This window comes from Kitasatospora sp. NPDC096128 (genome assembly GCF_040303105.1).
GTDB lineage: Bacteria > Actinomycetota > Actinomycetes > Streptomycetales > Streptomycetaceae > Kitasatospora.
Map to the genome: position 1 here is coordinate 290,083 of NZ_JBEOSP010000002.1, position 25,794 is coordinate 315,876.

24 protein-coding genes are annotated in these 25,794 nt (G+C 72.7%); 12 read left to right on the forward strand and 12 right to left on the reverse strand.

The features are described from left to right. Positions 1–35: 35 nt before the first annotated feature. Together ABTY61_RS03705 and ABTY61_RS03710 are read right to left on the reverse strand one after the other, a co-directional pair. Positions 36–833 (reverse strand): COG4705 family protein, encoded by a 798-nt coding sequence (locus tag ABTY61_RS03705; RefSeq protein ID WP_350503273.1) that lies wholly within the window; start codon positions 831–833, stop codon positions 36–38. A gap of 1 nt (position 834) precedes the next feature. Further along, positions 835–1,479, reverse strand: coding sequence for a PepSY domain-containing protein (locus ABTY61_RS03710; protein WP_350503274.1), 645 nt, complete (start codon positions 1,477–1,479; stop codon positions 835–837). A gap of 130 nt (positions 1,480–1,609) precedes the next feature. Between ABTY61_RS03710 and ABTY61_RS03715 the strand changes: the two genes are divergently transcribed. The 7 genes from ABTY61_RS03715 (at position 1,610) to ABTY61_RS03745 (ending at position 8,488) form a co-directional block, all read left to right on the forward strand. After that, positions 1,610–2,287 carry a response regulator transcription factor gene (locus ABTY61_RS03715; RefSeq protein WP_350503275.1) on the forward strand — a complete coding sequence of 226 codons (678 nt, stop codon included), beginning with the start codon at positions 1,610–1,612 and terminating at the stop codon, positions 2,285–2,287. A gap of 1 nt (position 2,288) precedes the next feature. After that, positions 2,289–3,746: a sensor histidine kinase gene (locus tag ABTY61_RS03720; RefSeq protein WP_350503276.1), complete on the forward strand. Its 1,458-nt coding sequence runs from the start codon at positions 2,289–2,291 to the stop codon at positions 3,744–3,746. Between the two features lie 93 nt (positions 3,747–3,839). Beyond that, a complete protein-coding gene (locus ABTY61_RS03725) occupies positions 3,840–4,970 on the forward strand; it encodes a sugar ABC transporter substrate-binding protein (protein WP_350503277.1) in 1,131 nt (376 codons plus the stop codon). 71 nt (positions 4,971–5,041) lie between these two features. Further along, positions 5,042–5,821 (forward strand): ATP-binding cassette domain-containing protein, encoded by a 780-nt coding sequence (locus ABTY61_RS03730; RefSeq protein WP_350503278.1) that lies wholly within the window; start codon positions 5,042–5,044, stop codon positions 5,819–5,821. A 71-nt stretch (positions 5,822–5,892) separates the two neighbouring features. Then, positions 5,893–7,161: a sugar ABC transporter permease gene (locus ABTY61_RS03735; RefSeq protein WP_350503409.1), complete on the forward strand. Its 1,269-nt coding sequence runs from the start codon at positions 5,893–5,895 to the stop codon at positions 7,159–7,161. A 30-nt stretch (positions 7,162–7,191) separates the two neighbouring features. Continuing rightward, on the forward strand, positions 7,192–7,863 hold the full coding sequence (locus ABTY61_RS03740) for a class I SAM-dependent methyltransferase (RefSeq protein ID WP_350503279.1): 672 nt from the start codon (positions 7,192–7,194) through the stop codon (positions 7,861–7,863). Positions 7,864–7,984: 121 nt separating this feature from the next. Further along, positions 7,985–8,488, forward strand: a complete 504-nt coding sequence (locus tag ABTY61_RS03745) for a GNAT family N-acetyltransferase (protein WP_350503280.1) — start codon at positions 7,985–7,987, stop codon at positions 8,486–8,488. A gap of 43 nt (positions 8,489–8,531) precedes the next feature. Here the strand turns inward: ABTY61_RS03745 and ABTY61_RS03750 are convergent, their stop codons facing one another. Further along, complete coding sequence (locus ABTY61_RS03750; protein ID WP_350503281.1) at positions 8,532–9,968, reverse strand: aminopeptidase P family protein; 1,437 nt, start codon at positions 9,966–9,968, stop codon at positions 8,532–8,534. 159 nt (positions 9,969–10,127) lie between these two features. Between ABTY61_RS03750 and ABTY61_RS03755 the strand changes: the two genes are divergently transcribed. The 3 genes from ABTY61_RS03755 to ABTY61_RS03765 all read left to right on the forward strand — a co-directional run bounded on the left by ABTY61_RS03755 (position 10,128) and on the right by ABTY61_RS03765 (position 11,125). Then, positions 10,128–10,256 (forward strand): hypothetical protein, encoded by a 129-nt coding sequence (locus tag ABTY61_RS03755; protein ID WP_350503282.1) that lies wholly within the window; start codon positions 10,128–10,130, stop codon positions 10,254–10,256. After that, positions 10,253–10,657: a hypothetical protein gene (locus tag ABTY61_RS03760; protein ID WP_350503283.1), complete on the forward strand. Its 405-nt coding sequence runs from the start codon at positions 10,253–10,255 to the stop codon at positions 10,655–10,657. The genes ABTY61_RS03755 and ABTY61_RS03760 overlap by 4 nt, the downstream gene beginning before the upstream one ends. A 261-nt stretch (positions 10,658–10,918) precedes the next feature. Beyond that, positions 10,919–11,125: a hypothetical protein gene (locus tag ABTY61_RS03765; RefSeq protein WP_350503284.1), complete on the forward strand. Its 207-nt coding sequence runs from the start codon at positions 10,919–10,921 to the stop codon at positions 11,123–11,125. Here ABTY61_RS03765 and ABTY61_RS03770 read toward each other — a convergent pair. Continuing rightward, positions 11,109–13,952, reverse strand: a complete 2,844-nt coding sequence (locus ABTY61_RS03770) for an AfsR/SARP family transcriptional regulator (RefSeq protein ID WP_350503285.1) — start codon at positions 13,950–13,952, stop codon at positions 11,109–11,111. The genes ABTY61_RS03765 and ABTY61_RS03770 overlap by 17 nt on opposite strands. A gap of 248 nt (positions 13,953–14,200) precedes the next feature. Here ABTY61_RS03770 and ABTY61_RS03775 point away from each other — a divergent pair, with 248 nt between their 5' ends. Next, complete coding sequence (locus ABTY61_RS03775; RefSeq protein WP_350503286.1) at positions 14,201–14,695, forward strand: hypothetical protein; 495 nt, start codon at positions 14,201–14,203, stop codon at positions 14,693–14,695. A 69-nt stretch (positions 14,696–14,764) separates the two neighbouring features. Here ABTY61_RS03775 and ABTY61_RS03780 read toward each other — a convergent pair whose 3' ends face one another. From ABTY61_RS03780 to bioB, 4 genes are read right to left on the reverse strand one after another with little or no spacing between them, the layout of a single operon-like run. After that, positions 14,765–15,211 (reverse strand): hypothetical protein, encoded by a 447-nt coding sequence (locus tag ABTY61_RS03780; RefSeq protein WP_350503287.1) that lies wholly within the window; start codon positions 15,209–15,211, stop codon positions 14,765–14,767. A 54-nt stretch (positions 15,212–15,265) separates the two neighbouring features. Then, the gene (gene bioD / locus ABTY61_RS03785) at positions 15,266–16,024 is read right to left on the reverse strand and encodes a dethiobiotin synthase (RefSeq protein ID WP_350503288.1); all 759 of its coding nucleotides are present in this window, start codon (positions 16,022–16,024) and stop codon (positions 15,266–15,268) included. Then, positions 16,021–17,325, reverse strand: coding sequence for an adenosylmethionine--8-amino-7-oxononanoate transaminase (locus tag ABTY61_RS03790; RefSeq protein WP_350503289.1), 1,305 nt, complete (start codon positions 17,323–17,325; stop codon positions 16,021–16,023). The genes bioD and ABTY61_RS03790 overlap by 4 nt, the downstream gene beginning before the upstream one ends. Positions 17,326–17,355: 30 nt before the next feature. Further along, positions 17,356–18,579 (reverse strand): biotin synthase BioB, encoded by a 1,224-nt coding sequence (gene bioB, locus ABTY61_RS03795; RefSeq protein ID WP_350503290.1) that lies wholly within the window; start codon positions 18,577–18,579, stop codon positions 17,356–17,358. A 249-nt stretch (positions 18,580–18,828) separates the two neighbouring features. On the opposite strand from bioB, the gene ABTY61_RS03800 reads away from it, so the two are divergent. Continuing rightward, positions 18,829–19,677, forward strand: a complete 849-nt coding sequence (locus ABTY61_RS03800) for a hypothetical protein (protein WP_350503291.1) — start codon at positions 18,829–18,831, stop codon at positions 19,675–19,677. Positions 19,678–19,752: 75 nt separating this feature from the next. On the opposite strand, the gene ABTY61_RS03805 is transcribed toward ABTY61_RS03800, so the two are convergent. The 4 genes from ABTY61_RS03805 to ABTY61_RS03820 form a co-directional block, all read right to left on the reverse strand. Next, positions 19,753–22,245 (reverse strand): DEAD/DEAH box helicase, encoded by a 2,493-nt coding sequence (locus ABTY61_RS03805; protein ID WP_502895211.1) that lies wholly within the window; start codon positions 22,243–22,245, stop codon positions 19,753–19,755. 63 nt (positions 22,246–22,308) lie between these two features. Further along, complete coding sequence (locus ABTY61_RS03810) at positions 22,309–23,043, reverse strand: hypothetical protein (RefSeq protein ID WP_350503293.1); 735 nt, start codon at positions 23,041–23,043, stop codon at positions 22,309–22,311. A 45-nt stretch (positions 23,044–23,088) separates the two neighbouring features. Further along, positions 23,089–25,323 carry a hypothetical protein gene (locus ABTY61_RS03815; protein WP_350503294.1) on the reverse strand — a complete coding sequence of 745 codons (2,235 nt, stop codon included), beginning with the start codon at positions 25,321–25,323 and terminating at the stop codon, positions 23,089–23,091. Positions 25,324–25,355: 32 nt separating this feature from the next. Next, positions 25,356–25,781 (reverse strand): hypothetical protein, encoded by a 426-nt coding sequence (locus tag ABTY61_RS03820; RefSeq protein WP_350503295.1) that lies wholly within the window; start codon positions 25,779–25,781, stop codon positions 25,356–25,358. Between the last annotated feature and the right edge of the window lie 13 nt (positions 25,782–25,794).

Consider the following 25,794-nt stretch of genomic DNA (forward strand, 5'->3'; position numbering starts at 1 on the left):
CCGTGCGCCTCCGACGTCTACAGCAATGTAGACGCTCAGGGGGCGGAGAGTCCAGCCGCCCTGGCGCGGTGCGCCCGCGCCGACAGGGCCAGCGCCACCGCCATCAGCACCGCCAGGGCCAGGCTGACCGGGCCGGTGCCCAGGCCGATGCCGCCGCGGTCGGCGCCGACACCCAGCCAGTCCGCGAAGGAGGCGCCGAGCGGGCGGGTCAGCACGTAGGCCCACCAGAAACCGGCCACCGGGCCCACCCAGCGGGCCTGCGAGGCCACCGCCGGGATCGCGATCAGGACGGCGAAGCCCAGCGCGGCCACCAGGTAGCCCAGGTGCAGGGTGGCCGCCGTCAGGTCGCCGAGCGCGGTGCCCAACGCGAAGGTCAGCAGCACGGCCGCCCAGTAGAACAGCTCCCGGCGCAGCCCGGTCACCCGGTCGATCGCCAGCGAGCCCTCCACCCGGTGCCAGAGCAGGAACAGCGCCGCCAGTGCCACTGCCAGCGAGCCCGCCGACAGCGCGTACGGGACGCCGAGCGCGACGTGCGCCACATCGGCGACCATCGTGCCGAACACGCTCACCATCACGACGACGGCCCAGTACAGCCCGGGCACGCAGCGGCGGGTCCGCAGCTGGACCACGAGGGTGACCGCGAGCAGCAGCCCGGCGGCGGCCACCGCCAGGACCGGGTCGAAGGTCTTGGCGAGGAAGTCGGAGAGGGTCTCTCCCATGCCGGTGGTCAGCACCTTCACCAGCCAGAACCAGCCGTCCACGCCCGGCACCTTGCTGGCGGCGGACGGCGCGGTGCGGCCCGGGGCGGGGTGGGTCGTTGCGGTGTGGGCCATCTCAGCCCTCGGCGCCGTCGTCGGCGGCGCCGACGGCCGCAGCGGTGGTGTTGGAGGTCAGCTCACCGCTGGTGCCGTCCACCGTCAGCAGATGGCGCACGCCGTCCTGGCCGACGACCGAGACGGCCCAGGCGGCGCCGCCGCCCTGCTCGGTGATCCGGTGCAGCGACTCGGCGCGGCCGCCGGGAACGGCGGCCTGGGCCTTCTCCAGGGCGGCGGAGGCGCCGAGCGAGGGCAGCGGCGCGGGCGCCTGACCGCGCTCCTGCACCTGCCCGTTCCCCTGCCCGTTCCCCGGCCCGTTCCCCTGACCGTGCCGCTGCCCGTGTCCGTGCCCGTGCGCCCGGCCCTGGCCCTCGCCCTGCTCCTGCCCGTAACCGCGCCCGGCGCCGTTGCCGTCCTCGGCCGAGGCCGCCGCCTCGCGGTGACCGCGCTCCCCATGCCCCTCGTGGGCCACCGCCGCGACCGCGAGCCCGCCCGCGCCGAGCAGCGCCACCGTCACCACCCCGGCGGCGAGCCGGCGCTCCCTCCCGCCCGCCCAGGCACGCAGCCGCTCCGCGCGTCGGCGCCGGGGCGTCAGCGGCGGCAGCTCGGGGATCTCCGGCTCCTCGCCGGACGGCGGGGTGAAGGACGACAGGGGTTCGGTCATCGGGCATGCTCCTTGCCTGGGAAGTGCTGCGCTGTGCTGCGCTCGGCGCCCGGTGATCATGGCGGAACGTACCTGAACCCACGCTTAAGCCGATGCGGGGGCTCTCAGGCGCACCTGGCACCCTGAACGGATGCACATACTCGTCGTGGAGGACGAACAGCGGATGGCCACCGCGCTGCGGCGCGGCCTGGAGGCCGACGGCCACACCGTCGACACCGCCCACAACGGCCCCGACGGCGTCGCCCTCGCCGAGCGCCACCCCTACGACGTGATCCTCCTCGACATCATGCTGCCCGGCCTCAACGGCTACCGGGTCTGTGCCCGGCTGCGCGCAGGCGGCTGCCGGGCCGGGATCCTGATGCTCACCGCCAAGGACGGCGAGTGGGACGAGGCCGAGGCCCTGGACACCGGCGCCGACGACTACCTCGCCAAGCCGTTCTCCTTCGTCGTCCTGCTCGCCCGGCTGCGCGCCCTGCACCGCCGGATCGACCAGCAGCGCCCCCGGTTGCACACCCTCGGCGACCTCGTGCTGGACGCCAACGCCCGCACCTGCACCCGGGCCGGCACCCCCACCCACCTGACCGCCCGGGAGTTCGCGATCCTGGAGCACCTGGCCGCCCGGGCCGGGACGGTCGTCTCCAAGCGCGAGATCCTCGACCACGTCTGGGACGCCGGCCACGATGCCGACCCGAGCATCGTCGAGGTGCACGTCCACGCCCTGCGGCGCAAGATCGACGCGCCCTTCGGCCGGGCCGCCCTGCAGACCATGCGCGGCGCCGGCTACCGGCTCGACCCGGCCGGCGGCTGAGGTGCGCCGACTCCGGGAACTGCCCTCCGGACTCCGCCGGTTCGTCCCCCGCACGGTGCGCGCCCGGGCCACCGCGGCCGCCGGTACGGTGCTGGCCGCCGCCCTCGTGCTGGCCGGGGCCGGGCTGCTTGCCGCCGTCCGCGCCGACCTGGTCGCCTCGGCCACCTCCGCGACCCGGCAGCAGGCCGACTCGATCGCCCAACTCGCCGTCCAGGGACGGCTGACGCCCGTCCTGCACGCCGCCCACGGCACCGACTTCCTCCAGGTCGTCGACGCCCGCGGCACCGTCCTCGCCGCCAGCCCCAACCTGGCCGGCCGCCCCGCCCTGCCCACCGCCGGACCCACCGGCTCGCACACCACCGACCAGGTCGACCCGCTGTACGAGCACCACCGCCAGCGGCTCGCCGCCGTCACCGCCGACACCCCGACCGGCCCGGTCACCGTCTACGCGGGCGCCTCGCTGCGCGCCGCCGACGAGGCCATGGACATCACCCAGGCCGGGCTCGCCGTCGCCTGCCCGCTGCTGCTGCTCACCGGGGTGGTGGTCACCTGGAAGGTCACCGGGCAGGCGCTGCGGCCGGTGGAGGCGATCCGCGCCGAGGTCGACGCCATCACCGGCCAGGACCTGCACCGCCGCGTCCCCGAACCGGGCACCGCCGACGAGATCGCCCGGCTGGCCGCCACGATGAACGCGATGCTCGACCGGCTGGAGGCCTCCGGCCGCCGGCAGCGCCAGTTCATCGCCGACGCCTCGCACGAACTGCGCAGCCCGCTCGCCGTGCTGCGCACCCAGCTGGAGGTCGCCGACACCCACCCGGACCCGGCGGTCCGCGCCGAACTGGTGCACGGTGCCCTGGAGGACACCGACCGGCTGCAGAATCTCGCCGCCGACCTGCTGCTGCTCGCCCGCCTCGACGCCGGCGGCACCGACGACCGCCCCCGCCAGCGGATTGACCTCACCGACCTGGTCGCCGGCACCGTGCTGGCCCGCCCGTCCGGCCCGCACCGCCGCACCACCGACCTTGCCCCCGGGGTCGCCGTCGACGGCATCCCGCTCTGGCTCGGCCGGCTGCTCACCAACCTCCTGGACAACGCCGAACGGCACGCCGCCACCACCGTGCACGTCCGGCTGGCCGCCGACCCGGGGCGCGGTCTCGCCCTGCTGGACGTCGAGGACGACGGCCCCGGCATCCCGCCCGCCGACCGGGAGCGGGTCTTCGAACGCTTCACCCGGCTGGACGACGCCCGCTCCCGCGACCACGGCGGCAGCGGCCTGGGCCTGCCGATCGCCCGTGACATCGCCCGCCACCACCACGGAACCCTCGCCGTCACCCCGACCCCGGCCGGCGCCAGGCTCACCGCGGCGCTGCCGCTGGCGCCGCCGCCGGCCGAAGCGCCGACCGAAGCGCCGGAAGCGGCGCCGGCGGGGTCTCCGGCGGGGTCTCCGGCGGGGTCGTAGGGACCCGTTCGGCGCACCAGGGGTCGTGGGCGCGGCGATCCCTTCCCAGACTCGGAGGGACAGGGGGGCGGATTCAATCGGAGAGGTTTCCCGATGAGCATCAGGCTCCGCCGCGTCCTCGCGGTGACGGCAGTGGTTTCCCTCGGCCTCGGCGCGGCGTCCTGTGGCAGCGCCAAGCAGTCGTCGTCCGGAGGCAGTTCCGCAGGCGCCGCGAGCGCGAGCGGAGGCAGTGCGGCCGCGGTGGGCGCCGTACGGATCGGCCTGCTGCTGCCGGAGACCAAGACCACCCGCTACGAGCAGTTCGACCGCCCGCTGATCGAGAAGAAGATCAAGGAGCTGGCCCCGGACGCCCAGATCGACTACTACAACGCCAACCAGGACGCGACCCTCCAGCAGACCCAGGTGGACACCGCCCTCACCAAGGGCGACAAGGTGCTGATCCTGGACGCGGTGGACTCCAAGTCGATCCAGTCCTCCGTCCAGAAGGCCCACGACGCGGGCGTCAAGGTGCTCGCCTACGACCGGCTCGCCCAGGGCCCGGCCGACGCGTACGTGTCCTTCGACAACCGCAAGGTCGGCGAACTCCAGGGCCAGGCCCTGGTGGCCGCCGTCGGCAGCAAGGCGAACGCGGGCGAGATCTTCATGATCAACGGCTCGCCGACCGACCCCAACGCGGCCGACTTCAAGGCCGGCGCGCACAGCGCCATCGACGGCAAGCTCAAGGTCGGCAAGGAGTACGACACCCCCCAGTGGGATCCGAACACCGCCAACCAGGAGGCCGCCGCCGCGATCACCGCGATCGGCGCGGCCAACGTGGTCGGTGCCTACTCCGCCAACGACGGCATGGCCGCGGGCGTCGCGACCGCGCTCAAGGCGGCCGGCCTGAGCGTCCCGCTCACCGGCCAGGACGCCCAACTCGACGGCATTCAGCGGATCGTGGCGGGCAGCCAGACCATGACCGTGTACAAGCCGCTCAAGCCGGAGACCGACTCGGCCGCCCAGATCGCGGTCGCCCTCGCCTCCGGCAAGCCGCTGGACTCCAGCCTGGTGCCGACCACGGTGACCAACGGCAGCGGCCACAAGGTGCCCGCCAACCTGCTCACCCCGATCGTCGTCACCAAGGACAACGTCAAGGACACCGTGGTCGCCGACGGCTTCTACACCGTCGCCCAGATCTGCACGCCGGACTACGCCGACGCCTGCAAGGCCGCCGGCCTCCAGTAAGCCGGCCGCGCCCCCGGAAACCGAACAGGCCCCGCCCCCAGCACGGGGGCGGGGCAAGGGAGTTGGTCACTGTGCCAGGTGAGACCGTACTGGCCCTGCGCGGGGTCTCCAAACGGTTCGGCGCCGTCCAGGCGCTCACCGACATCGAACTGGAGGTGCACACCGGCGAGGTGCTGGCCCTGGTCGGCGACAACGGCGCCGGCAAGTCCACCCTGGTCAAGTCGATCGCCGGGGTGCACCAGCCCGACGAGGGCGCCATCGAGTGGCAGGGCCGGCCGGTCAGCATCCACCGTCCCCAGGACGCCCAGCAGTTGGGCATCGCCACGGTCTACCAGGACCTCGCGCTCTGCGACAACCTCGACGTGGTCGGGAACCTCTTCCTCGGCCGCGAGATCCGGCGCTTCGGCATCCTCGACGAGGTCGCCATGGAGCGGCGCTCCCGGACACTGCTGGACACCCTCTCCATCCGCATCCCCAGCGTGCGGATCCCGGTCGCCTCGCTCTCCGGCGGCCAGCGCCAGGTCGTCGCGATCGCCCGCGCGCTGATCGGCTCGCCCAAGGTCGTGATGCTGGACGAACCGACCGCCGCCCTCGGCGTCGAGCAGACCGCCCAGGTGCTCGACCTGGTCGAGCGGCTGCGCGAGCAGGACCACGGCGTGATCCTGATCAGCCACAACATGGCGGACGTGATGGCCGTCGCGGACACCGTCGCGGTGCTGCGCCTCGGCCGCAACAACGGTGTCTTCGACAAGCGCAGCACCAACCAGGAAGAGATCATCTCGGCCATCACCGGCGCCACGGACAACGCCGTGACCCGGCGCAGGGCCCGCGGCCAGGAGGATTCCCCGTGAGCGACCACACCCCCGGGAACACCCCCGGCGACGAACCCGGACGCCACCGCCCCCGGCTGCCCGAGGACTCCATGCCCACCGGCGGCGTCAACGCGCCCGTCCCGGTCGCCCCCGAGGCCACCCCCGCGGTCGACCCCCGGCTGATCGTCCGCCAGGAGGGCATCAAGGGCTACCTGGGGGAGTTCCGCCGCCGGATGAGCAGCGGCGAACTGGGCTCGCTGCCCGTCGTGCTGGCCCTGATCGTGATCTGGGCCGTGTTCGGCAGCCTCAACAGCAGCTTCCTGTCCGCCCAGAACCTCTCCAACCTGTCCCAGCAGATCGTCGGCACCGGCATGATCGCGATCGGCGTGGTCTTCGTGCTGCTGCTCGGCGAGATCGACCTCTCGGTCGGCTCGGTCAGCGGCCTGTGCGCGGCGATCTTCGCCGTCCTGAACGTCACCAACGGCGTCAACCAGTGGGTCGCCCTGATCACCGCGATCGTCGGCGGGGCGATCGTCGGCACGATCCAGGGCTTCTTCTTCGCCAAGGTCGGCGTCCCGGCCTTCGTCGTCACCCTGGCCGGCAACCTCGGCTGGAACGGCCTGATGCTCCAGGTGCTCGGCGCCACCGGCACCGTCAACCTCTCCGGCAAGGACATCGTCTCCCGGCTCTACAGCACCATCTACGGCCAGCAGATCGCCGCCTACGGCGCGGCCGCGGTCGGCGTGGTGCTGTTCCTGCTCGCCTCGCTGGTCGACTCCCGGCGGCGGCAGAGCGCGGGCGTGCCCTCCCGGCCGCTCGCCGACATCGTGCTGCGCACCGTGCTGCTGGCGGTCATCGCCTTCCTCGCCGCCTACACGCTCAACCAGTACAAGGGGCTGCCGCTGGCCCTGCTGATCTTCCTGATCTTCATCGTGGTGCTGGACTTCGTGCTGCGCCGCACCACGTACGGCCGCCAGGTGTTCGCGCTCGGCGGCAACATCGAGGGCGCCCGCCGGGCGGGCATCAACATCTCGTGGATCCGGATCAGCGTCTTCGCCATCTGCTCCACCATGGCCGCGATCGGCGGCCTGTTCCTGGCCGCGCAGATCCAGTCCGCCAGCCAGACCTCCGGTGGCGGCAACCTGCTGATGAACGCCATCGCGGCGGCCGTCATCGGCGGTACCAGCCTGTTCGGCGGGCGCGGCAAGACCTGGTCGGCGCTGCTCGGCGCGCTGGTGATCGGCTCGATCCAGTCCGGGATGAACATCCAGGGCCTGAGCAACGCCATCCAGTTCATGATCACCGGCGCGGTGCTGCTGGCCGCCGTCGTGGTCGACTCGCTGGCCCGGCGCACCCAGCGGGCCGCCGGGCGGGCGTGAGTGCGGCCCGACGGGCCCTATGCTGCGGGAATGCCGAGTGAGCTGCGAGTTCATCGACCGGACACCGACCAGGCCTTCATCCTGCGGGAGACCGAACTGACGTCCGTGCCCTTCGTCCCCGAGATCCGCCTGCACATGGCGCAGGACGCCATCGCGCTCTGGGAGACCACCGAACGCGAACGCGGCGAGATCGGACTCCCGCCGCCGTTCTGGGCCTTCGCCTGGGCCGGCGGGGTCGCGGTCGCGCGCTACGTGCTGGACCACCCCGAACTGGTCGACGGGCGGGCGGTGCTGGACATCGCGGCCGGCTCCGGGCTGGTCGGGGTGGCCGCCGCGCTGCGCGGCGCGACCGGGGTCCGGGCGGCCGAGATCGACGCCTACGCGGTCGCCGCCATCGGACTGAACGCCGAGGCCAACGGCGTCCGGGTGGACGGCGCGCTGGTCGACCTGGTCGACGGGGACGGCGCACCGGCCGAGGTGGTGCTGGCCGGTGACGTGTTCTACGAGCGCACCATGGCCGCCCGCTTCCTGCCCTTCCTGGAACGGGCCGCCGCCCGCGGCGCCACCGTGATCGTCGGCGATCCGGGCCGCGCCTACCTGCCCCGGGACCGGTTCACCGCGGTGGCCTCCTACCAGGTGCCGGTGGTGGCGGACCTGGAGGACGCCTCGGTCAAGACCACCACGGTGTGGCGCCTCGGCTGACCGCCCGCTCGGCGTCCCCTCGGCGTCCCTCGGCGTCCGCTGGGCGCCCCCGAAGGTCCCGACCCGTCCAGGACCCGGAATTCCGGGCGGCCCGGCCGGAGGCCCTGCTAGACAGGCCGGCATGACCGAACAGATCGTGCTGCGCCCCGCCCGGCCCGAGGAGATCCCCGCCCTGCTCGCCCTGTGGGCCCGGGCCGCCAAGGGCACCAGCATCACCGACGACGAGGCGGGCGTGGCCGCGCTGCTCGCCCGGGACCCGGAGTGCCTGATCGTCGCCACCGCGGCCGCCGACCCGGGCACCCCGCTCGGCACCGTCATCGCCGGTTGGGACGGCTGGCGGTGCCACCTGTACCGCCTGGCCGTCGACCCCGAACACCGCCGCCGGGGCATCGGCGCCGCCCTGCTGGCCGCTGCGGAGGAGCGCTTCGCCGCACTCGGCGGCCGCCGCGCCGACGCGATGGTGCTGGACGACAACGCCCTCGGCCACCGCACCTGGCAGTCCGCCGGCTACCACCCCGAACCGCAGTGGAGCCGCTGGGTCAAGCCCCTGGCGGGCGCGGCTTCGGCCGAGGATGTGGTGGACGCGGTGGGGCGGACGGCCACGGCGCTCGGCACGTCGAAGTGACGGCGTGCGGCCCCGGCGTGCTGCCGGGGCCGCACTTCGGCCGTCAGCCGCGCAGCTCGGCGAGCCAGGCCTCGACCTCGTCGGCGGTGCGGGGGAGGTCGGCGGAGAGGTTCTCGTTGCCGCCCTCGGTGACCAGGATGTCGTCCTCGATCCGCACCCCGATGCCCCGGTACTCCTCCGGCACCGTCAGGTCGTTCTGCTGGAAGTAGAGCCCCGGCTCGACGGTGAGCACCATGCCCGGCAGCAGGGTGCCGTCGACGTGCTCCTCGGTGCGGGAGTGGGCGCAGTCGTGCACGTCGATGCCGAGCATGTGGCCCGTGCCGGCCAGGGTGAAGCGGCGGTGCAGACCCAGCTCGTACACCTTGTCGGCGGTGAGGTCGCCGAACAGGCCCCAGGCGGTGAGGTGTTCGGCGAGCTCGCGCTGGGCGGCGTGGTGGAAGTCGCGGAAGTCCGCGCCCGGCTTGACGGCGGCGATGCCGGCCTCCTGGGCGGCGTGCACCGCGTCGTAGACCTTGCGCTGGATGTCGGTGAACCGGCCGGAGACCGGCAGGGTGCGGGTCACGTCGGCGGTGTAGAGCTCATCGGTCTCCACGCCTGCGTCGAGCAGCAGCAGGTCGCCGGGGCGGGCCTGGCCGTTGTTGCGCACCCAGTGCAGGGTGGTGGCGTGCGGCCCGGCGGCGGCGATGGTGCTGTAGCCGACGTCGTTGCCCTCCAGGCGGGCCCGGACGAAGAAGGTGCCCTCGATCAGCCGCTCGGGCGTCGCGGCGTCCGTGCCGAGGACGCGCACCACGTCCGCGAAGCCGCGCGCGGTCGCCTGGCAGGCGAGGCGCAGCTGGGCGATCTCGAACTCGTCCTTCACCAGGCGCATTCCGGAGAGGAAGACCTCGAACTCGGCGTCCCGCTCGGGGTTCGCGCGCTCCCCGAGGACGGCCTCGACCCCGGCGTCGTGCCCGCGCAGCACCCGGACCGGGGCGGTGGCCGCGCCCAGGTCGGTGCGCACGGTGCGGACGTCCCGGCAGGGCAGGCCGAGCAGTCGCTCGCTCTCGGTGAGGCTGTTGCGGCGGCCGTCCCACAGCTCGCCGTGGCCGTCGAGCCAGAACTCGCCGCTCTCGATGTCGGAGCGGTTGCGCAGGTAGAGCACGGCCCGGTGGCCGCTCTCGCCGGTGGGTTCCAGCACCAGCACGGCGTCCTGGGACTGGTCGCCGGTCAGGTAGATGTAGTCGGAGGACGGGCGGAACGGGTAGTCGGTGTCGTTGGCCCGCACCTTGGGGTTGCCGGACGGGACCACCAGCAGCTCGCCCGGGTAGGCGGCGGACAGCGCGGCGCGGCGGCGCTCGGTGTGGGCGGCCTGCGGGATCGGCTCCAGGGCGTGGCGCTCGGTGTCGGCCCACCCGTGCTTCATGCTCTCGGCGAGCTCCTCGGTCACCCCGCGCGTGAGGCCGTTCTTGCGGTACTTGATGGGCTCGGTGGGCTCGGTCACAGCGGACTCCGGGTGTGGGTACGTGGGTACGTAACAAGCGTTGTGTACCGTATATCGAACGGCGTCCGAAGAGAAGAGGGCCGGGGCATCGGGGGTCCTTTCCGGCCCCCGCTGCCTCGGGCTGCGGACAGGTGCTCCGGATGAGGCAGGATGATCGGCATGACGGACACCCTCAGCCGGCTCGCGGAACCGCAGCCGATCGCCTATGGCGGCCACAGCGCGCTCCTGGCCCGGGGCCCGGAACCCGCGGAACGCGAACTGCCCGCCGTACTGCTGGAGGCCGCGTGACGGCGCCGGGGGCGCACTGGGCGTTCGGCTGCGCCGAGTGCTACGGCGAGGACCCGGAGGCGGTGTGGGCGCGTCAGCGGGAGGGCTTCGCATACGAGGCTGCGGTGGTGGCCGACCCGCACTTCTCGGTGTCCATCCGCCGCTGCCTGGCCTGCGCGCAGCGGTTCGGCTGGATCCGCACCGAGTTCACGAACTGGTCCGGCGGGGACGACGCCTGCTACCTGACGGTCGTGCCGCTCACCGGCCAGGAGTCCACCGCCCTGGCCGTCGGCACCCTGGCCCCGCTCGACCTCGGCCCGCTCGGCGAGGGCCGCCGCCACCTGCACCACGACCGGCCGAGCAGCGGCCCGGCGCGGCTGCACTGGGCCACCGGGCCGTTCCCGGTCGAGGAAGGCCACTGATCGCTTCAAGCACCACTGATCGCCTCGAACACCGCTGAGGGATCAACACCACTGAGGGATCAACACCACTGAGGCGTCAGGGCGGGGATTCCCTGACGCCTCAGTGGGGGCTCGGTGCCGGGCTCAACGATCACGGAGGGCGGTAGACGGACTGCCAACGTCCGTCCGGGGACGGCGGGGGCGGGATGTTGATCGGCTGTCTACCGGCTGCTGCGAACGTGCGGGCGCTTGAGTCCCACGTGAGCAAGGAGCAGGGAAGTGTTGCGAACTGTTGTGAACCGCACGGTGGTTGTCGGTGCGGTGATCCTGGCGGGAGGGTCCGGGCTCGCCGCCGTGGCGGCGGGGGATCCCGCGCGGCACGGCTCGCCGGCCGCACCGCCGTCGGCCTGCGGGGGGTCGGCGGATGTGCAGTGCCTGGCGAACAAGGTCGCCTGGAACGGGACGGGGCTGGTCATCCGGCTGAAGTGACGGACCCGTCGGCGGTGGCCAGTGCCGTCAGCAGCGACCGGGCGTCGGCGGACTCCGGGGCACCCAGGCCGCTGAGCAGCCGGTGCGCCTGAGCCGCGTGAGCGCGGGCGGCGGACTGGTCACCGCGGGCGGTCAGTGCATGGGCCAACACCAGGTGGGCGAGAGCGCGTTCGCGCTGTCGCCCACCTTGCGTTGCGAGCCGTAGGGCCCGGGTCGCCTCGTCGACGGCCTCCTCGACCCGGCCGAGCAGGCGCAGCACGTCGGCCAGGCGGCTGCGGGCCGCCGACTCGCGGTCCAGGTCCCCGGCCGGGCCCGCGTGGTCGACGCAGGAGCGGAGCTGGGCGGCGGCCTCGTCGAGTCGGCCCAGCTCCTGGTGGGCGAGGCCGAGGACGTAGTGGACGTAGGCGGTCATCGCGGCGTCGGCGGTGCCGTCGGGGTCGGCGAGGAGCTGCGCGCAGGTCTCCGCGGCCGTTTGGGCCTGACCCGTGCGGATCCGGGACAGCGCCGCGTTCGCGGTGCTCGCCACCGCGCCGGAACGGTGCCCGAGGCGGCGGGCGAGGGCCGCCGCCTCGTCGAAGGCGGCGATCGCCTCCTCGTGGCGGGCCTGGGCCTGCGCGATCAGGCCCAGGTCGTTGAGGGCCTGCCGGAGCACGGCCGGGTCGTCCGCCTCCTGGCAGGCCCGGGCCGCTTGGCGGGCCTGCTCGGCGGCCTCCTCCAGCCGGGCCCGGCCCAGCAGGACGGTGCCGAGGAGGAACCGGGCGCGGCCCTCGGCGGCGCGGTCGCCGGTGTGGAGCGCGGCGGCGACGAGGAGGCGGGCGGCCTCCTCCGCCCGGCCGGCGAAGGCGCCGAGGCCCAGCGGGCTGAGGGCGACCAGCAGGTCGACGGCGGAGCGTACGGCGGTGGCGTCCGGGGCCGGTGAGGCGGGCGTGGCAGGCATGGTGGCCGAGGCGACGGCGGCGGCCAGCGCGACGGCACCGGGAGTCTCCGCCCGGGCCCAGCGGCGGGCGTCCGGCAGGTCCGTGAAGACCGGGTGGGGAGCCGGCGCGCCGAAGACGTCGGCGACCGGGTCGCCGGGGACGGCGAGGGCGAAGGCCGTACGGGCGTGGGTGAGGAGCAGGGACAGGAGGTGCTGGTGGGCCGTGGTGCGTTCGGTCGCGTCGAGGCGCAGGGACGACCGGCGGGCGAAGGCCCGCACCAGGTCGTGGAAGCGGTAGCGGCCCGCGCCCGTCGACTCCAGCAGGGCCTGGTCGACCAGCGCCTCCGTGAGGTGCTCCGCCCGGTGCTCGGGAAGGCCCAGGACGGCGGCCGCCGAGGCCAGGCCGATGTCCGGCTCCACCCAGGAGAGCCTGCGGAACGCCGTCGCCAGGCGCGGCGGGAGCAGCCGGTAGCTGAGCTGGAAGACCTGCTCGATCGCGGGGATGCCCTCGCGGTCGTCGGCGAGGAGCCGGACGAGCTCGGCGATCGGCTGGTCCGGGGTGGCGGCGAGCCGGGCCGCGGCGATCCGTACGGCGAGGGGGAGTCGGCCGCAGGCCTCCACCAGCAGCTCGGCCTCGGCGCGTTGGGCGGCTCGGCGGGCGGTACCGATGACCGAGTCGAGCAGCCCGACCGCCTCCGGCGGGCTGAACACGTCCAGGGCGATCCGCAGGACGGACGGGATGCTGGGCAGCGCGGTGCGGCTGGTGACGATGACGGCGCAGTCGGAGGAGCCGGGGAGGAGCGGGTGGAGCTGGGCGTCGTCGCGGGCGTTGTCGAGGACGATGAGCAGGCGCTTTCCCGAGGTGGTGGTCCGGAACAGGGTGGACCTGCCGGCGAGGTCCTTGGGGACTGCGGACGGCCGGACGCCGAGGGTGGTCAGGAACTCCGCGAGGATGTCGGAGGCGCTGGCGGGGACGAGGTCGGCGCCCCGGAGGTCGGCGTAGAGACGGCCGTCGGGGAAGTGGCCGCGCAGCGAGTGGGCGGCGCGCACGGCGAGGGCGGTCTTGCCGACCCCGGCCATGCCGGTGACGGTGACCAGGCGCAGGCCGGGCGTGCTCCGGTGGGTGAGGGCGTGGGCGATGTCGGCGACGTGGGACTGGCGGCCGGTGAAGTGGGCTGGGGAGGAGGGGAGTTGGTCCGGGTCCAGCTCGTGGCGGAGGGCAGTGATGTCGGGCCCGGGCTCGATCCCGAGGTGCTCGACCAGGCGGGAGTGAAGGGCGTCGTGGACCGCGCGGGCCTCGGCCGTGCGGCCGCTGCGGTGCAGGGCGCGGATGAGCAGGGCCTGGAGGCGCTCACGGAAGGGGTGTTCGGCCGCGAGTGCCTCCAATTCCGTTAGCTGGTCGGCGGAGTGGTCGAGGGCGAGGTGCTCCTCCTGGAGCGTGAGGCGGAGCTCGGAGAGTCGTTGCCGCTCGCGGCTCATGAGGGGGCCGGGCAGGTCGGCGAGCGGCTCGCCGCGCCAGAGGGAGAGGGCCTCGGCGAGGTGCTCCCGGGCCTGGTGGGGGTGGCCGGCGGCGAGTTCGTGGAGCTGTTTGACCCGCCAGAGGTCGATGCAGTCGGGGTCCACCGCCAGCCGGTAGCCGCCGGATTGGGAGAGCAGGAGGGATGGCCTGCCGCGCACCGGCTCCAGCAGCTTGCGCAGTTGCGAGATGTAGGAACGGACGGCGACGACGGGCGATCCTGGAGGCTCATCGCCCCATAAGTCGTCGACCAGTTGGTCGATCGCCACGACGGAGTTCGGCCGGAGGAGGAGCGACACCAACACCGCCCGCTGCCGAGGCGCGCCCAGCTCGATGGCCGCACCGGCGCGCTGCACCCGCAGCGCGCCGAGTAAGGCGAAGCCGACCGGTTGCAATGTGCGTCCTATGCTCGGCGAACGGAGGTCGGTCAGATTATGCCGAACTCCCCGGCAGAGGTGGTGGACGTGAAGGCGCTGAAGCCCTCGGGACTGACAGCGGGACGGACACCTGGAGTCTTGCTGTCGCCGACGGGGATGAGGTCGCGAGACGGGAGAAAGCCGGCTGCGGGGCGGGCTTCGAGCGCCGCTCGAAGCCCGCGCCCAAAGCCTTGACCTTCCACGGTGGGCGGCGGATCCTCGGTGCCATGACCGTGCCTCCGCAGTCGTCGTACGCTCCTCGATCGCGTCCCGGCGGTGGTTCCCGGGCCAATGCGGTGGCGGTGCTGCTGCTCGCGGGTGGGGCCGTCGGCTCGCTGGCGCTGCCGTGGGCCTCCTACAGCGGGGAGAGCGGCGGCCTGGAGTGGTCCGGCTTCGACCTCCTGAACAGCCCGCGCTGGGTCGGGGAGTTGACCAACGGCGCCGACATCTGGATGGGTGCCTTGCAGTGGGTCGGCCTGGCGCTGGTCGCCCTGTCCGTGCTGCGCCTGCTCACCCGGGAAGTCCGGCTGGCCGGGCTGGGGTTGCTGCTGGCGGTCGGGGTGGCCGGGGCCGCCATCGGCTCGCTGGTGCAGTTCCACAAGCTGCTGCAGGACGCCGGGGCCTTCGCCCCCTCCATGCAGGCGGGCCCGATCGTCGCCGCGGTCGCCGCCGTGCTGTGCTTCCTGGTCGCCTGCTTCGGCCCGGCCACCGAGCACCGCTGAACCTGTTGGTCCCACGAGGCGGTGCGGGCTCCGAGCATCGGCTCGGAGCCCGCACCGCCTCTCTGCTCCTCAGACGCCGTTGAGGGCGTAGTTGCGGAAGGTGGCGAGCAGCGGCAGCACCTCGGTCTTGTTGGGGTCCTCCGTCACGGCCCGCATGGAGTCGATGACGGTGTGGGCGATGACCTTGGTGACGGTGAGGTCGTCCGCGGCGGCGACCGTGCCCCAGGCCTTGAGGGTCTGGGTGAGCAGCGCGCTCATCCGTGCGCCGATGTTGGCGCTGACGGCGTCCGAGAGTTCGGCGATCTCCTCGTCGCTCATGCTGGACCGCAGCCCGAAGGCCAGGGCCATCAGCGTGTCCATCGCGTGCTCGCCGTACGCGGCGACCAGCGCCGGCAGCGACCGCTCCCCGGCCGCGCCCGCCGCGAGGGCGACCAGCGCCTCGTCGTCGTCCTTCCAGGCCGCCTCCAGGGCGGCCAAGGCCCGGAGGGCCTCGTCCATGCTCAGCCCGTCTGTCATGCGGGCAACGCTATTGACCCCCTGGTGCTCGGATCTGCAATTCGGGCACCAGGATCACTCCATCGAGCGAAGTCGGGGCTGTTCCGGCCGGTGGACGTGTGCGAAGTGCTCCGCGTTCCAGCTGCCGCCCAGCTCGGGGGCCAGGGAGGCGACGGCCAGGGCCGCGAAGTCCTCGGCCGCGCCCGCCCGTTCCGGCAGGGCGCCGAGCAGCGGGGCGCCGGCCGAGCGGGGGAGGTCGGCGAGGTTGCAGCGCTCGGCGAGGCCGGGCTCGGCGGGCCAGGAGCCGACGACGACGCCGGCCAGCGGGAGTTCGCGGGCGGCCAGGGCTTCGGCCGTGAGCGAGACGATGTTGAGGGTGCCCAGGCCGGCGGAGGCGATCAGCAGCACCTCGGCGTCGAGGCCCGCGTCCCGGACTGCCCGGGCCTGGTCGGCGAGGGTGCGGCCGTCACCGTCGTAGCGGACCAGGAGCCCGCCCGCGCCCTCGACCAGTACCAGGTCGTGCGTGGCGGCGAGGTCCCGTACCGAGGCGACCACCTCGGCGGGGGAGAGGTACGGCATCCCGGCCCGCCGGGCGGCGGTGTCGGGGGCCAGCGGCTCGGGGTAGCGCACCAGTTCGCGGAACGTCAGTTCCCCTGCCAGGCGCTGCACTTCGGCCGCGTCGCCCGGCTCGTCCGGCGCGACGCCGGTCTGTCCGGGCTTGAGTACGGCGACCTTCCGGCCGGCCCGCAGGGCGGCCGAGGCGAGGGCCGCGGTGGCGACGGTCTTGCCGACGTCCGTGTTGGTGCCGGTCACGAACAGGATGCGCGCGCTCATCCGGCCACCGCCGCGGCGGTCACGGCGGCGGCGATGCGTGCCACGTCCTCGTCCTCCGTCACATAGGGGGGCATGGTGTAGATCAGGTCCCGGAAGGGCCGCAGCCAGACGCCCTCGCGGGCGGCCGCCTCGGTCGCGGCCGACACGTCCACCGGGTGGTCCAACTGCACGACCCCGATGGCCCCTTGGACCCGCACGTCGCGTACGCCCGGCAGGTCGGTGGCCGGAGCGAGGCCCTCGGCCAGCCCGGTCCCGATGCGCTTGACCTCCACTGCCCAGTCCTGCCCGAGCAGCAGGTCGAGCGAGGCGTTGGCGGCCGCGCAGGCCAGCGGGTTCCCCATGAAGGTCGGCCCGTGGGCGAGGACGGGCATCTCGCCGCGGCTGATGCCGTCGGCGATCTCGCCGGTGCACAGTGCGGCGGCCAGCGTCAGGTAGCCGCCGGTGAGGGCCTTGCCCAGGCACATCACGTCGGGGCTGACGCCCGCGTGGTCGGCGGCGAACAGCGCGCCGCTGCGGCCGAAGCCGGTGGCGATCTCGTCGAAGACCAGCAGCACGCCGTGGCGGTCGCAGAGTTCGCGCAGCATCCGCAGGTACGCGGGGGAGTGGAACTGCATCCCGCCGGCGCCCTGGACCACCGGCTCGACGATGACGGCGGCCAGCTCGTCGGCGTGACGGACCATCAGTTCCTCGAACAGCGCCGCGTATTCGGGGTCCAGCGGGGCGTCGAAGCCGGCCGGGGGCTGCGGTGCGAAGAGCTGCCCGGGCAGCACTCCGCCCCACAGGTGGTGCATCCCGCCGTCCGGGTCGCAGACCGACATCGGGTGGAAGGTGTCGCCGTGGTAGCCGCCGCGCCAGGTCAGCAGTCGGCGCTTCTCGGGCCGTCCGGTCGACTGCCAGTACTGGAGGCACATCTTCATCGCGACCTCGACCGCGACCGAGCCCGAGTCGGCGAGGAAGACGTGCTGGAGCGGCTCCGGGGTGATCTCGACCAGCCGGGAGGCGAGCCGGACGGCGGGCTCGTGGGTGAGCCCGCCGAACATCACGTGGCTCATCCGCCCCAGTTGCTCGCGCACCGCCTCGTCCAGCACCGGGTGCCGGTAGCCGTGGATGGCCGCCCACCAGGACGACATCCCGTCGACCAGCTCGCGCCGCCCGTCCGCGACGGGCTCGGCGAGGCGCAGCCTGACGCCCGAGGCGGATTCGACCACGTACGGGGTGACGGTGCCGGGCATCGGCCCGTACGGGTGCCAGACGTGCGCCCGGTCGAGGGCGAGCAGCGTGTCCGCGGACAGCTGGGACATGGTGGGATCGCTCCGGGGTGTGCGGGAGGGTCAGGCGTTGGGCGCGAGTTCGGTGCCGGCGCCGCGGCGGCGGACCTTGACCAGGTCCTCGCGCAGCTCGTCGTTCGCGTGCTCCGGGGCCGCGGCCCGGGCCGGGGCGCTCCCGGTGTCGTGCGCGTGCCCGCCGCATGGCCCGCAGCCGCCGCCGCTGCCGCAGGCCGAGGCCGCGGTGCCGCAGCCCCCGCCGGCCTGGGCGGCCTCCGCGACGTCCGCGCGGTGGCGGGGCAGGGTGGCCTCGCCGGCGCCCTCGACCTCGAAGCCGGCGTCCTTGATCATGTCGAGGTCGGCCTGCCCGGCCTGGCCCTCGCTGGTCAGGTAGTCGCCGAGGAAGATCGAGTTGGCGATGTGCAGGCCCAGCGGCTGCATGGTGCGCAGGTGGACCTCGCGGCCGCCGGCGATCCGCACCTCGGTGTCGGGGTTGACGAAGCGGACCATCGCCAGGATGCGCAGGCAGCGCTGCGGGGTGAGGTTCCACTCCTTGGCGAGCGGGGTGCCCTCGAACGGGATGAGGAAGTTGACCGGGACGGAGTCCGAGCCGAGCTCGCGCAGCGCGAACACCACGTCGACCAGGTCCTCGTCGGTCTCGCCCATGCCGGCGATCAGGCCGGAGCAGGCGGACAGTCCGGCACCGTGGGCCTTCTGCACCGTGTCGACCCGGTCCGCGTAGGTGTGGGTCTTGGTGATGGTCCCGTAGGTGTTCTCGGAGGTGTTGAGGTTGTGGTTGTAGGCGTCGGCACCGGCCGCCTTGAGCCGCTCGGCCTGGTTGTCGGACAGCAGGCCGAGGCAGACGCAGATCTCGACCTCGGGGTCGGCGTCCTTGATGGCGGCCATGGTGTCGGTGACCCGGTCGATGTCGCGGTCCGTCGGGCCGCGGCCGCTGGCGACCAGGCAGACGCGCTTGGCGCCGCCGGCCACCCCGGCGCGGGCCGCGTCGGCGGCCTGGTCCGGCTTGAGCCAGGTGTACTTGAGGATCTCGGCCTTGGACCCGAGCCGCTGCGAGCAGTAGGAGCAGTCCTCGGGGCAGAGCCCGCTCTTGAGGTTCACCAGGTAGTTGAGCTTGACCCGGCGGCCGAACCAGCGGCGGCGCACCTTGCCGGCCGCGGCGACCACGTCGAGCAGCTCGTCGTCGGTGGTGGCGAGGACGGCCAGGGCCTCCTCGCGGGTCGGGACTTCGCCGCGCAGGCCCTTGGCGGTGAGGGTATCGAGCAGATCCATGGGGCCGATCCTGCCTGGTGGCGCGCGAACGGCGCCAGAGCAAACCCACCAGAAGATCCCCGGAAGGATGTGCCGATTGCCACAGTGTCGAAGCTCACGGCGTCGGCGCTGGTCACGCGCTTGACGGCGGCGCCGACGAGAGGTTACCGGCGGGTAGCGGCGGGGTGTGCCCGGGTGCGTGCCGGTGGAAGATCGACAAGCCCCGACCCCGTGACCCAGGCCACCCGGCCGATGCTTAGAATCTGCGCCATGACCACGCAGGGGGCGCACACCCCGACTCCGGGAGAGGGCCAGGACGGCCAGGCAGGACAGCGGACCGGCGGGGGAGCCGGGGTCGCCGCCGTAGCGGCGGACCGCAGGCGCGGCCGTCGGGTGACCGGCCGCCGGGCGGTCGGCTGGGTCGTCATGGCGGGCGTGGTCGCGGCCGGCGGATGGATCATCACCCGCCCGACGCCCGGCGACTACATACCCGGCCTGGGCCCGTCCAAGGCGGACTCCGCCCGCACGCCCCCCGTGGTCGGCACCCCGCCGCCCACCACCGATCCCGAGGCCCTCAACGCCGACAACATGTTCCCCGCCCAGCGCCCGGTCGAGGTCGGCGGCTACAAGGCCCGGCGCGGCGGCATCCGGCAGGGCGAGAAGTGCGACGAGGTGCTCCAGGACCGTACCCAGGAGCTGCTCAAGGACAGCGGCTGCCAGGCCTACCTGATCGTCAGCTTCACCGGCGTCGACCACCCGGTGCGCAGCAGCGTCACCCTGCTGCGCTTCGCCGACCAGGCCGCCGCCGCCAGGGCCGCCGACACTCTGCGCGGCAAGCCCGGCCTGGTCGCCTTCATGCTCGCCGACACCAACATCGCGCCCGCCCCGTCCGTCGGCAGCGCCAAGCCGGGCAGCGAGGCCCGTGTCGAGGCGGTCGGCCACTACGTGACCGTCACCAGCTCCCGCCCCGGCGACGCCCGCCCGGCCGACACCGCCTCCTCGAACCCGGCGCCGTCCACCCAGGCGCCGACCGCATCCGGTTCAGGCGGTGAGCCGAACCTGGACGAGGCCACCCGGGCGCTGTCCTACGCGGCGGGCCAGCCGTTTGTGTGGATGTGAGTGACAAACGCCAAGGGGCCCGGCGCGCGCCGGGCCCCTTTTGACGTTCACTCAACCGTCGATCCTGACGGAGGGTCAGCCGCCGAGCCGGTCCACCGCCGTCACCCGCACGACCGCCCGGCCCTCCTCGTCCGAGCCGTACAGGTCGACCTCGGCGCTGATGCCCCAGTCGTGGTCGCCCTCCGGGTCGTCGAAGATCTGCCGGACCTTCCAGGCGGAGTCCTCCTCCTCGATGATCAGCATCTTCGGGCCGCGCGCGTTCGGGCCGGTGCCCAGGTCGTCGTACTCGTCCCAGTAGCCGTCCATGGCGTCCGCCCAGCGGTCTGCGTCCCAGCCGTACTCGCCGTCCAGCCCGCCGAGTTCGTCCCAGTGCTCCAGGGCGCACAGCTCCACCCGGCGGAACATCTCGTTGCGCACCAGTACCCGGAAGGCCCGGGCGTTCGCCGTCACCGGCGCCGGCTTGTCGTCCAGGGTGATCTCGGCGGTGGCCGCCTCGGTCGGGTTGGCCAGCTGCTCCCACTCGTCCAGCAGGCTGGAGTCGACCTGGCGGACCAGCTCGCCGAGCCAGGCGATGACGTCCTTGAGGTCGTCCGTCTTCACGTCCTCGGGGACGGTCTGCTCCAGCGCCTTGTACGCCCCGGCCAGGTAGCGCAGCACGATGCCCTCGGTGCGGGCCAGCTCGTAGAAGCCGACGTAGTCCGAGAAGGTCATCGCCCGCTCGTAGAGGTCCCGCACCACGGACTTCGGCTGCAGCTGGTGGTCGCCGATCCACGGGTGCGCCCGGCGGTACACCTCGTACGCGTGGGTGAGCAGCTCCTCCAGCGGCTTCGGGTAGGTGATCTCCTGGAGCCGCTCCATCCGCTCCTCGTACTCGATGCCGTCCCGCTTCATCTCGCCGACAGCCTCGCCGCGCGCCTTGTTCTGCTGGGCGGCGAGGATCTGGCGCGGGTCGTCGAGGGTCGCCTCGACCACCGAGATGACGTCCATCGCGTACGACGGCGAGGTGGGGTCGAGCAGTTCGAAGGAGGCCAGCGCGAAGGTGGAGAGCGGCTGGTTGAGGGCGAAGTTCTCCTGGAGGTCCAGGGTCAGGCGGACGATCCGGCCCTCGGCGTCCGGCTCCGGCAGCCGCTCCACCACGCCGCCCTGCAGCAGCGAGCGGTAGATCGCGATCGCGGTGCGGATGTGCCGGCGCTGGGCGGCCTTGTCCTCGTGGTTGTCGGTGAGCAGCTTGCGCATCGCCTCGAAGGCGTTGCCCGGGCGGCCGATCACCGACAGCAGCATCGCGTGGCTCACCTTGAACCGGGAGACCAGCGGCTCCGGGTCGGCGCCGATCAGCTTGTCGAAGGTCTCCTCGGTCCAGCCGACGAAGCCCTCCGGCGCCTTCTTCCGCACCACCTTGCGCTTCTTCTTCGGGTCGTCCCCGGCCTTGGCGATCGCCTTGTCGTTCTCGATCACGTGCTCCGGCGCCTGGGCGACGACCTGGCCGACGGTGTCGAAGCCGGCCCGGCCCGCGCGCCCGGCGATCTGGTGGAACTCACGGGCGCGCAGGATGCGCACGCGCTGACCGTCGTACTTCGACAGGGCGGTGAACAGCACCGTGCGGATCGGCACGTTGACGCCCACGCCGAGCGTGTCCGTCCCGCAGATCACCTTCAACAGGCCTGCCTGGGCGAGGCGTTCGACCAGCCGTCGGTACTTCGGCAGCATGCCCGCGTGGTGTACGCCGATGCCGTGGCGGACGAACCGGGACAGGTTGCGGCCGAAGTTGGTGGTGAAACGGAAGCCGCCGATCAGATCGGAGATGGCCTCCTTCTCCGCCTTCGAGCACATGTTGATGCTCATCAGCGACTGGGCCCGCTCCACCGCTTCCTTCTGGGTGAAGTGCACGACGTAGACCGGCGCCTGACCGGTCTGCAGCAGCTCCTCCAGGGTGTCGTGCATGGTGGTGCGGCGGTACTCGTAGAACAGCGGCACCGGGCGGGTCGCGTTGCGCACCACCGTGGTCGGCCGGCCGGTCCGGCGGGTCAGGTCCTCCTCGAACCGGCGCACGTCGCCCAGCGTCGCCGACATCAGCAGGAACTGCGCCTGCGGCAGCTCCAGCAGCGGGATCTGCCAGGCCCAGCCGCGGTCCGGCTCGGCGTAGAAGTGGAACTCGTCCATCACCACCTGGCCGATGTCCGCCCGGGCGCCGTCCCGCAGCGCGATCTGCGCCAGTACCTCGGCCGTGCAGCAGATGATCGGCGCGGTCGGGTTGACGCTCGCGTCGCCCGTCATCATGCCGACCTGCTCGGTGCCGAACATCTTCACCAGGTCGAAGAACTTCTCCGACACCAGCGCCTTGATCGGCGCCGTGTAGAACGTCCGCTGCCCCTCGGCCAGCGCCGCGAAGTGCGCACCCGCCGCCACCAGGCTCTTGCCCGAACCGGTCGGCGTCGCCAGGATGACGTTGTTCCCGGAGACCAGCTCGATCAGCGCCTCCTCCTGCGCCGGGTACAGCGTGATCCCGCGCTCCTCCGCCCAGGCTGCGAACGTCTCGTACAGCGCATCGGGAGTGGCGGGCTTCGGCATCAGATCAAGGAGGGTCACGCCGCTATCTTGCCTGCTCGCCGCCACCCCGGGCAAAGCCCGGGATCACTCGACGGGAACGGCGGGGGCCGTGGCGGCGAGCCGGGGGGTGTTGGCGCACCTGTACGCGCCCTGAGCGGCCCGCGCGATCTTCAGCGCGACATCGGCGTACGTCTGCCGGATCCTGGCACGGGACGAAGTGGAGACCCAGGGCTCTCCGTCGACGGAGACCTGGACGTACGCCGGGGCGGCGTCGCCCTTACGGAGCTCCGCCGGAAGCTGGTATCCGTCGCAGCGGACGTACAACCGCACCCGGGGAGAGTTGTCGCCGCCCGCGTCGGCCACCCAGCCCACCGAGTCCTGGCCGAAGTCCAGTGGCATGGTGCGACCGACCTCCCGGGTGTCCTTCTGCCGGTCGGCGTCGATCCCGTCGTACGCGGGAGAGACGGTCGCCGACAGAAGGGCGTCGGCCGTCGTATGCTGCCCGGCCCACCAGACTTCGCACTTGCCGTATCGGTCGCCGCCGACCGGGTCCGACGGGGTTGCCATCCGGTCCTGGCGGTCGCCCTCGTAGCCACGGCCGTCCGGGCCCGCCAGCACCTTGAGTTCGTCCTTGGTGACCAGGGACCAACAGGCGCTCTGCGGCAGCTCCACCTCCTGCCACGGCTTCCACGCCCACAACCCGCCGCCCACAGCCGCCGCCACCCCGAGGGCGACGGCGGCGTGCCAGGGACGGACCCGGGACCTGCGCCGGGGCGGGTCGTCCGAGGACGGCGGGATGATGTGGGCGACGTCAACCATGTCTCAACGCTCTCGGTCGTGGCCTGGGACGTGGCGTCCGGGCGCCTAGTTCTTCTTGGGGAAGGCAGTGCCGAAGGAGCTCGTGCCGCTGCCGTAGCCGGTGTTCTCCTCCTGGGCGGCCCGGCGAGCCACGTCGTTGATGTAGTTCGGGTCGGCGCCCGTTGCGCGGCCGGCGTCGCGCACCGCATTGATGATCGCCTGCTGGGCGTTGGTCTCGGCGTTCTGCTTCGCGGTCACGGCCTCGTCGCTCGCGGCGTTGTGGGTGTCCACCTTGTACCCGGCGGCGACGTTGTCCATGATCTGGTTGGCCACGTTGTCGATGCCCTCGCCGATCAGGGGTGCCCGCTCCTTCAGTGCGTCGCCGGCGAACGACCAGAGCTGGCCGGCGAGTTCCCGCTTGGTGTCGATGGCGGCGTTGTACGCGGCGTCGCTGGCGGTGTGCTTGTTGTACACCTCGTCGACCATGGCACTCGTGATGAGGCCGTTGACCTGGCCGGCCGGTTTGGCGATGTTCTCGACCGCCACGGCCAGGTCCCTGTGCAGCTCGGGGTGGGCCAGCACGTCCTGGATCTGGGCGGTGGTGTAGGCCTGCTGCCCGGCAGCGATCGAGGCGTAGGCGTCCGGGTTCCGGCCGAGTGTGCCGAGGAGCCGTTCGACCTCGCCCGTCCTGAAGAGGTGCGAGTCGGAGCCCGGTCCTTCCAGGGCGCCCTGAATGTCGCCGATGTAGTTGGCGGTCATGTTGCCGAGGCTGCCATTGAGGTTCGAGAACCGTCCGCCGTTGAGGAGGTCCGGACCGTCGCCGGTGCCGAACCTGGCCACAACCTGTTGCGTGACGGTGTTCATCTCGCTGGTGTGCGGAGGGAACTTGCCGTGCACGTCGTCGTACGCTCGGCCGGTGGTCGCGGCCTCCAGAGCGTGCCCGAGGGAGGTGACGTCGAAGGGGTCGGCGGTGCCCGGGTTCGGCCGGGGCGGGTACTGCTGGTCGAGCAGCAGGGACCTGGAGCCGTTGTCGGTGAGCATCTTGAGGTAGGTGTTTTCGCCGCCGTGGCTCTTGACCGTGCCGTCGGGGTTGTATGTCGTCGGCGTGTCGTGGAAGAACTTGGTGGCCGCCTCAGGGCTGTGCCCGAGTGCGTCCAGGACGGCGGACATCGGGTTGATGCCCCTGACATTGCCGTCCTTGTCGGGGACGCCGATGAACTTGAGCTCGGTGAACGGGTACGAGGCCTTCGTTGCGGCGTCCCACCGCATCGGGTTCTCGTTGGTCAGCTGGGTGACATGCTCGGCGATCGGGTCGAGGAAGTGCGCGTCGTACTTACCGCTGCGCAGCACGTTGGCGAGGATCTGGTAGCCGTACGGGCTGTGCGCCGGATCGGCGCCGGCCGGCACCGGGATCTGCGTGGCGCCGGCGGCTCGCAGCTTCGTCTCCCACTCGTCCGAGACGTGAAACGGCTGCTTGGTGTCGGTCGCGGTGGCGAGGGTGAGGCCCAGGTCCGTCTGGATGCCCTTGATCGCGGCGGCGCGGGCCGGGCTGTTGGCGTAGTCCCCGCTCTGGGCCATCGCACCGTACTTCGACAGGAAGGTCGCCGGGTCCTGGCCGCCGTAGAAGCTGCCGGCGAACCGGGGGTCCTGGTGGTAGTGGTCCAGGATGTTCTGGAGGTTCTTGAGCTGCGCGTCGGTGGCCTTGTCGCCGAGGCCGAGGATGTAGGTGGCCATCTTGGCCTCCTCCTCCGGGATGCCGCCGACCGGGTTGGCGTTGAAGGCGGTGCCGTCACTGCCGGTGTCGTCGCCCAGGGCCCTGGCAGCGTCGATGTCGGCCTCGGTGGCGCGGTCGATCGCGTCGCCGATGGCCTTGGCCGCGGAATCGGCCTTGGCCTTCCAGCTCTTGCCGTACTCCGGGTCGCGCTTGTCCTCCCGGGTCGTGGGCGCGGGCCAGCTCACCGCGCCCTCGCCGTCGACGGTGAGGCCGGCCGTGGTGGCGTTGTGCACGGCATTGGTGAGGTCCTGCTTGGCGGCCGTGATCTCGGTGTGGGCGTCCCGAAGGGTCTTGGCCAGTGCCGAGGCCTCCTCGAAGGCGGCGTGGATCTGGTCGCGGGCCCAGGTGAGCTTGGCGTTGGCGAGGCCGGCGGCGTCACCGTGCCAGCCGGACTGCGTGATGGTGCCGATGACCTCGTTCTGCATCCGCTGGGTGAGGTCCCACTTGCGGACCAGGGCCTCGAAGTCGCCCGCCGCCGCGTTGAGGCTGCTGAGGTCGACCTGCTGGAGCTGGCTGAATGTCACCATGATCGTGTTGCTTCCCCCCGCTTGCGCTGCGGCTAGCTCTTGGCGCCCTGCGGCTTGTCGAAACTGGCGTGGATGTCGCTCTCGGTCTTGCTGTACGTCTGAGCGGTGGTCTGCAGGTTGGTGCCGATGTCGCCCACGGTGCCCTTCAGGGCGTCGGCCTGACTCGACCACGTGTTCCAGGACCCGGTGAGTGCGCCGCCGAGGGACCACCCCTTCAGCGCGCCGGCCGCGGCGGCGACGTGGTCACCGGGCTGGGTGCACTCGGACTTGACGGCGTCCCGCAGCGCGAAGGCGTTCTGGGCGGCTTGCTGGAGCACTCCGGTGTTGACCGTCACGGCTGCGCCGCCGCCTGCCGGGTTCAGGGAGACCGGGGCGGCGTTGCCGCCGGCCAGGTCCGGGAACTGCTTCTTGGCCGCTTCGGTCAGATTGCCTTTGTCGTCGAAGAGCCAAGGATTCATTCGACGCTCGAAC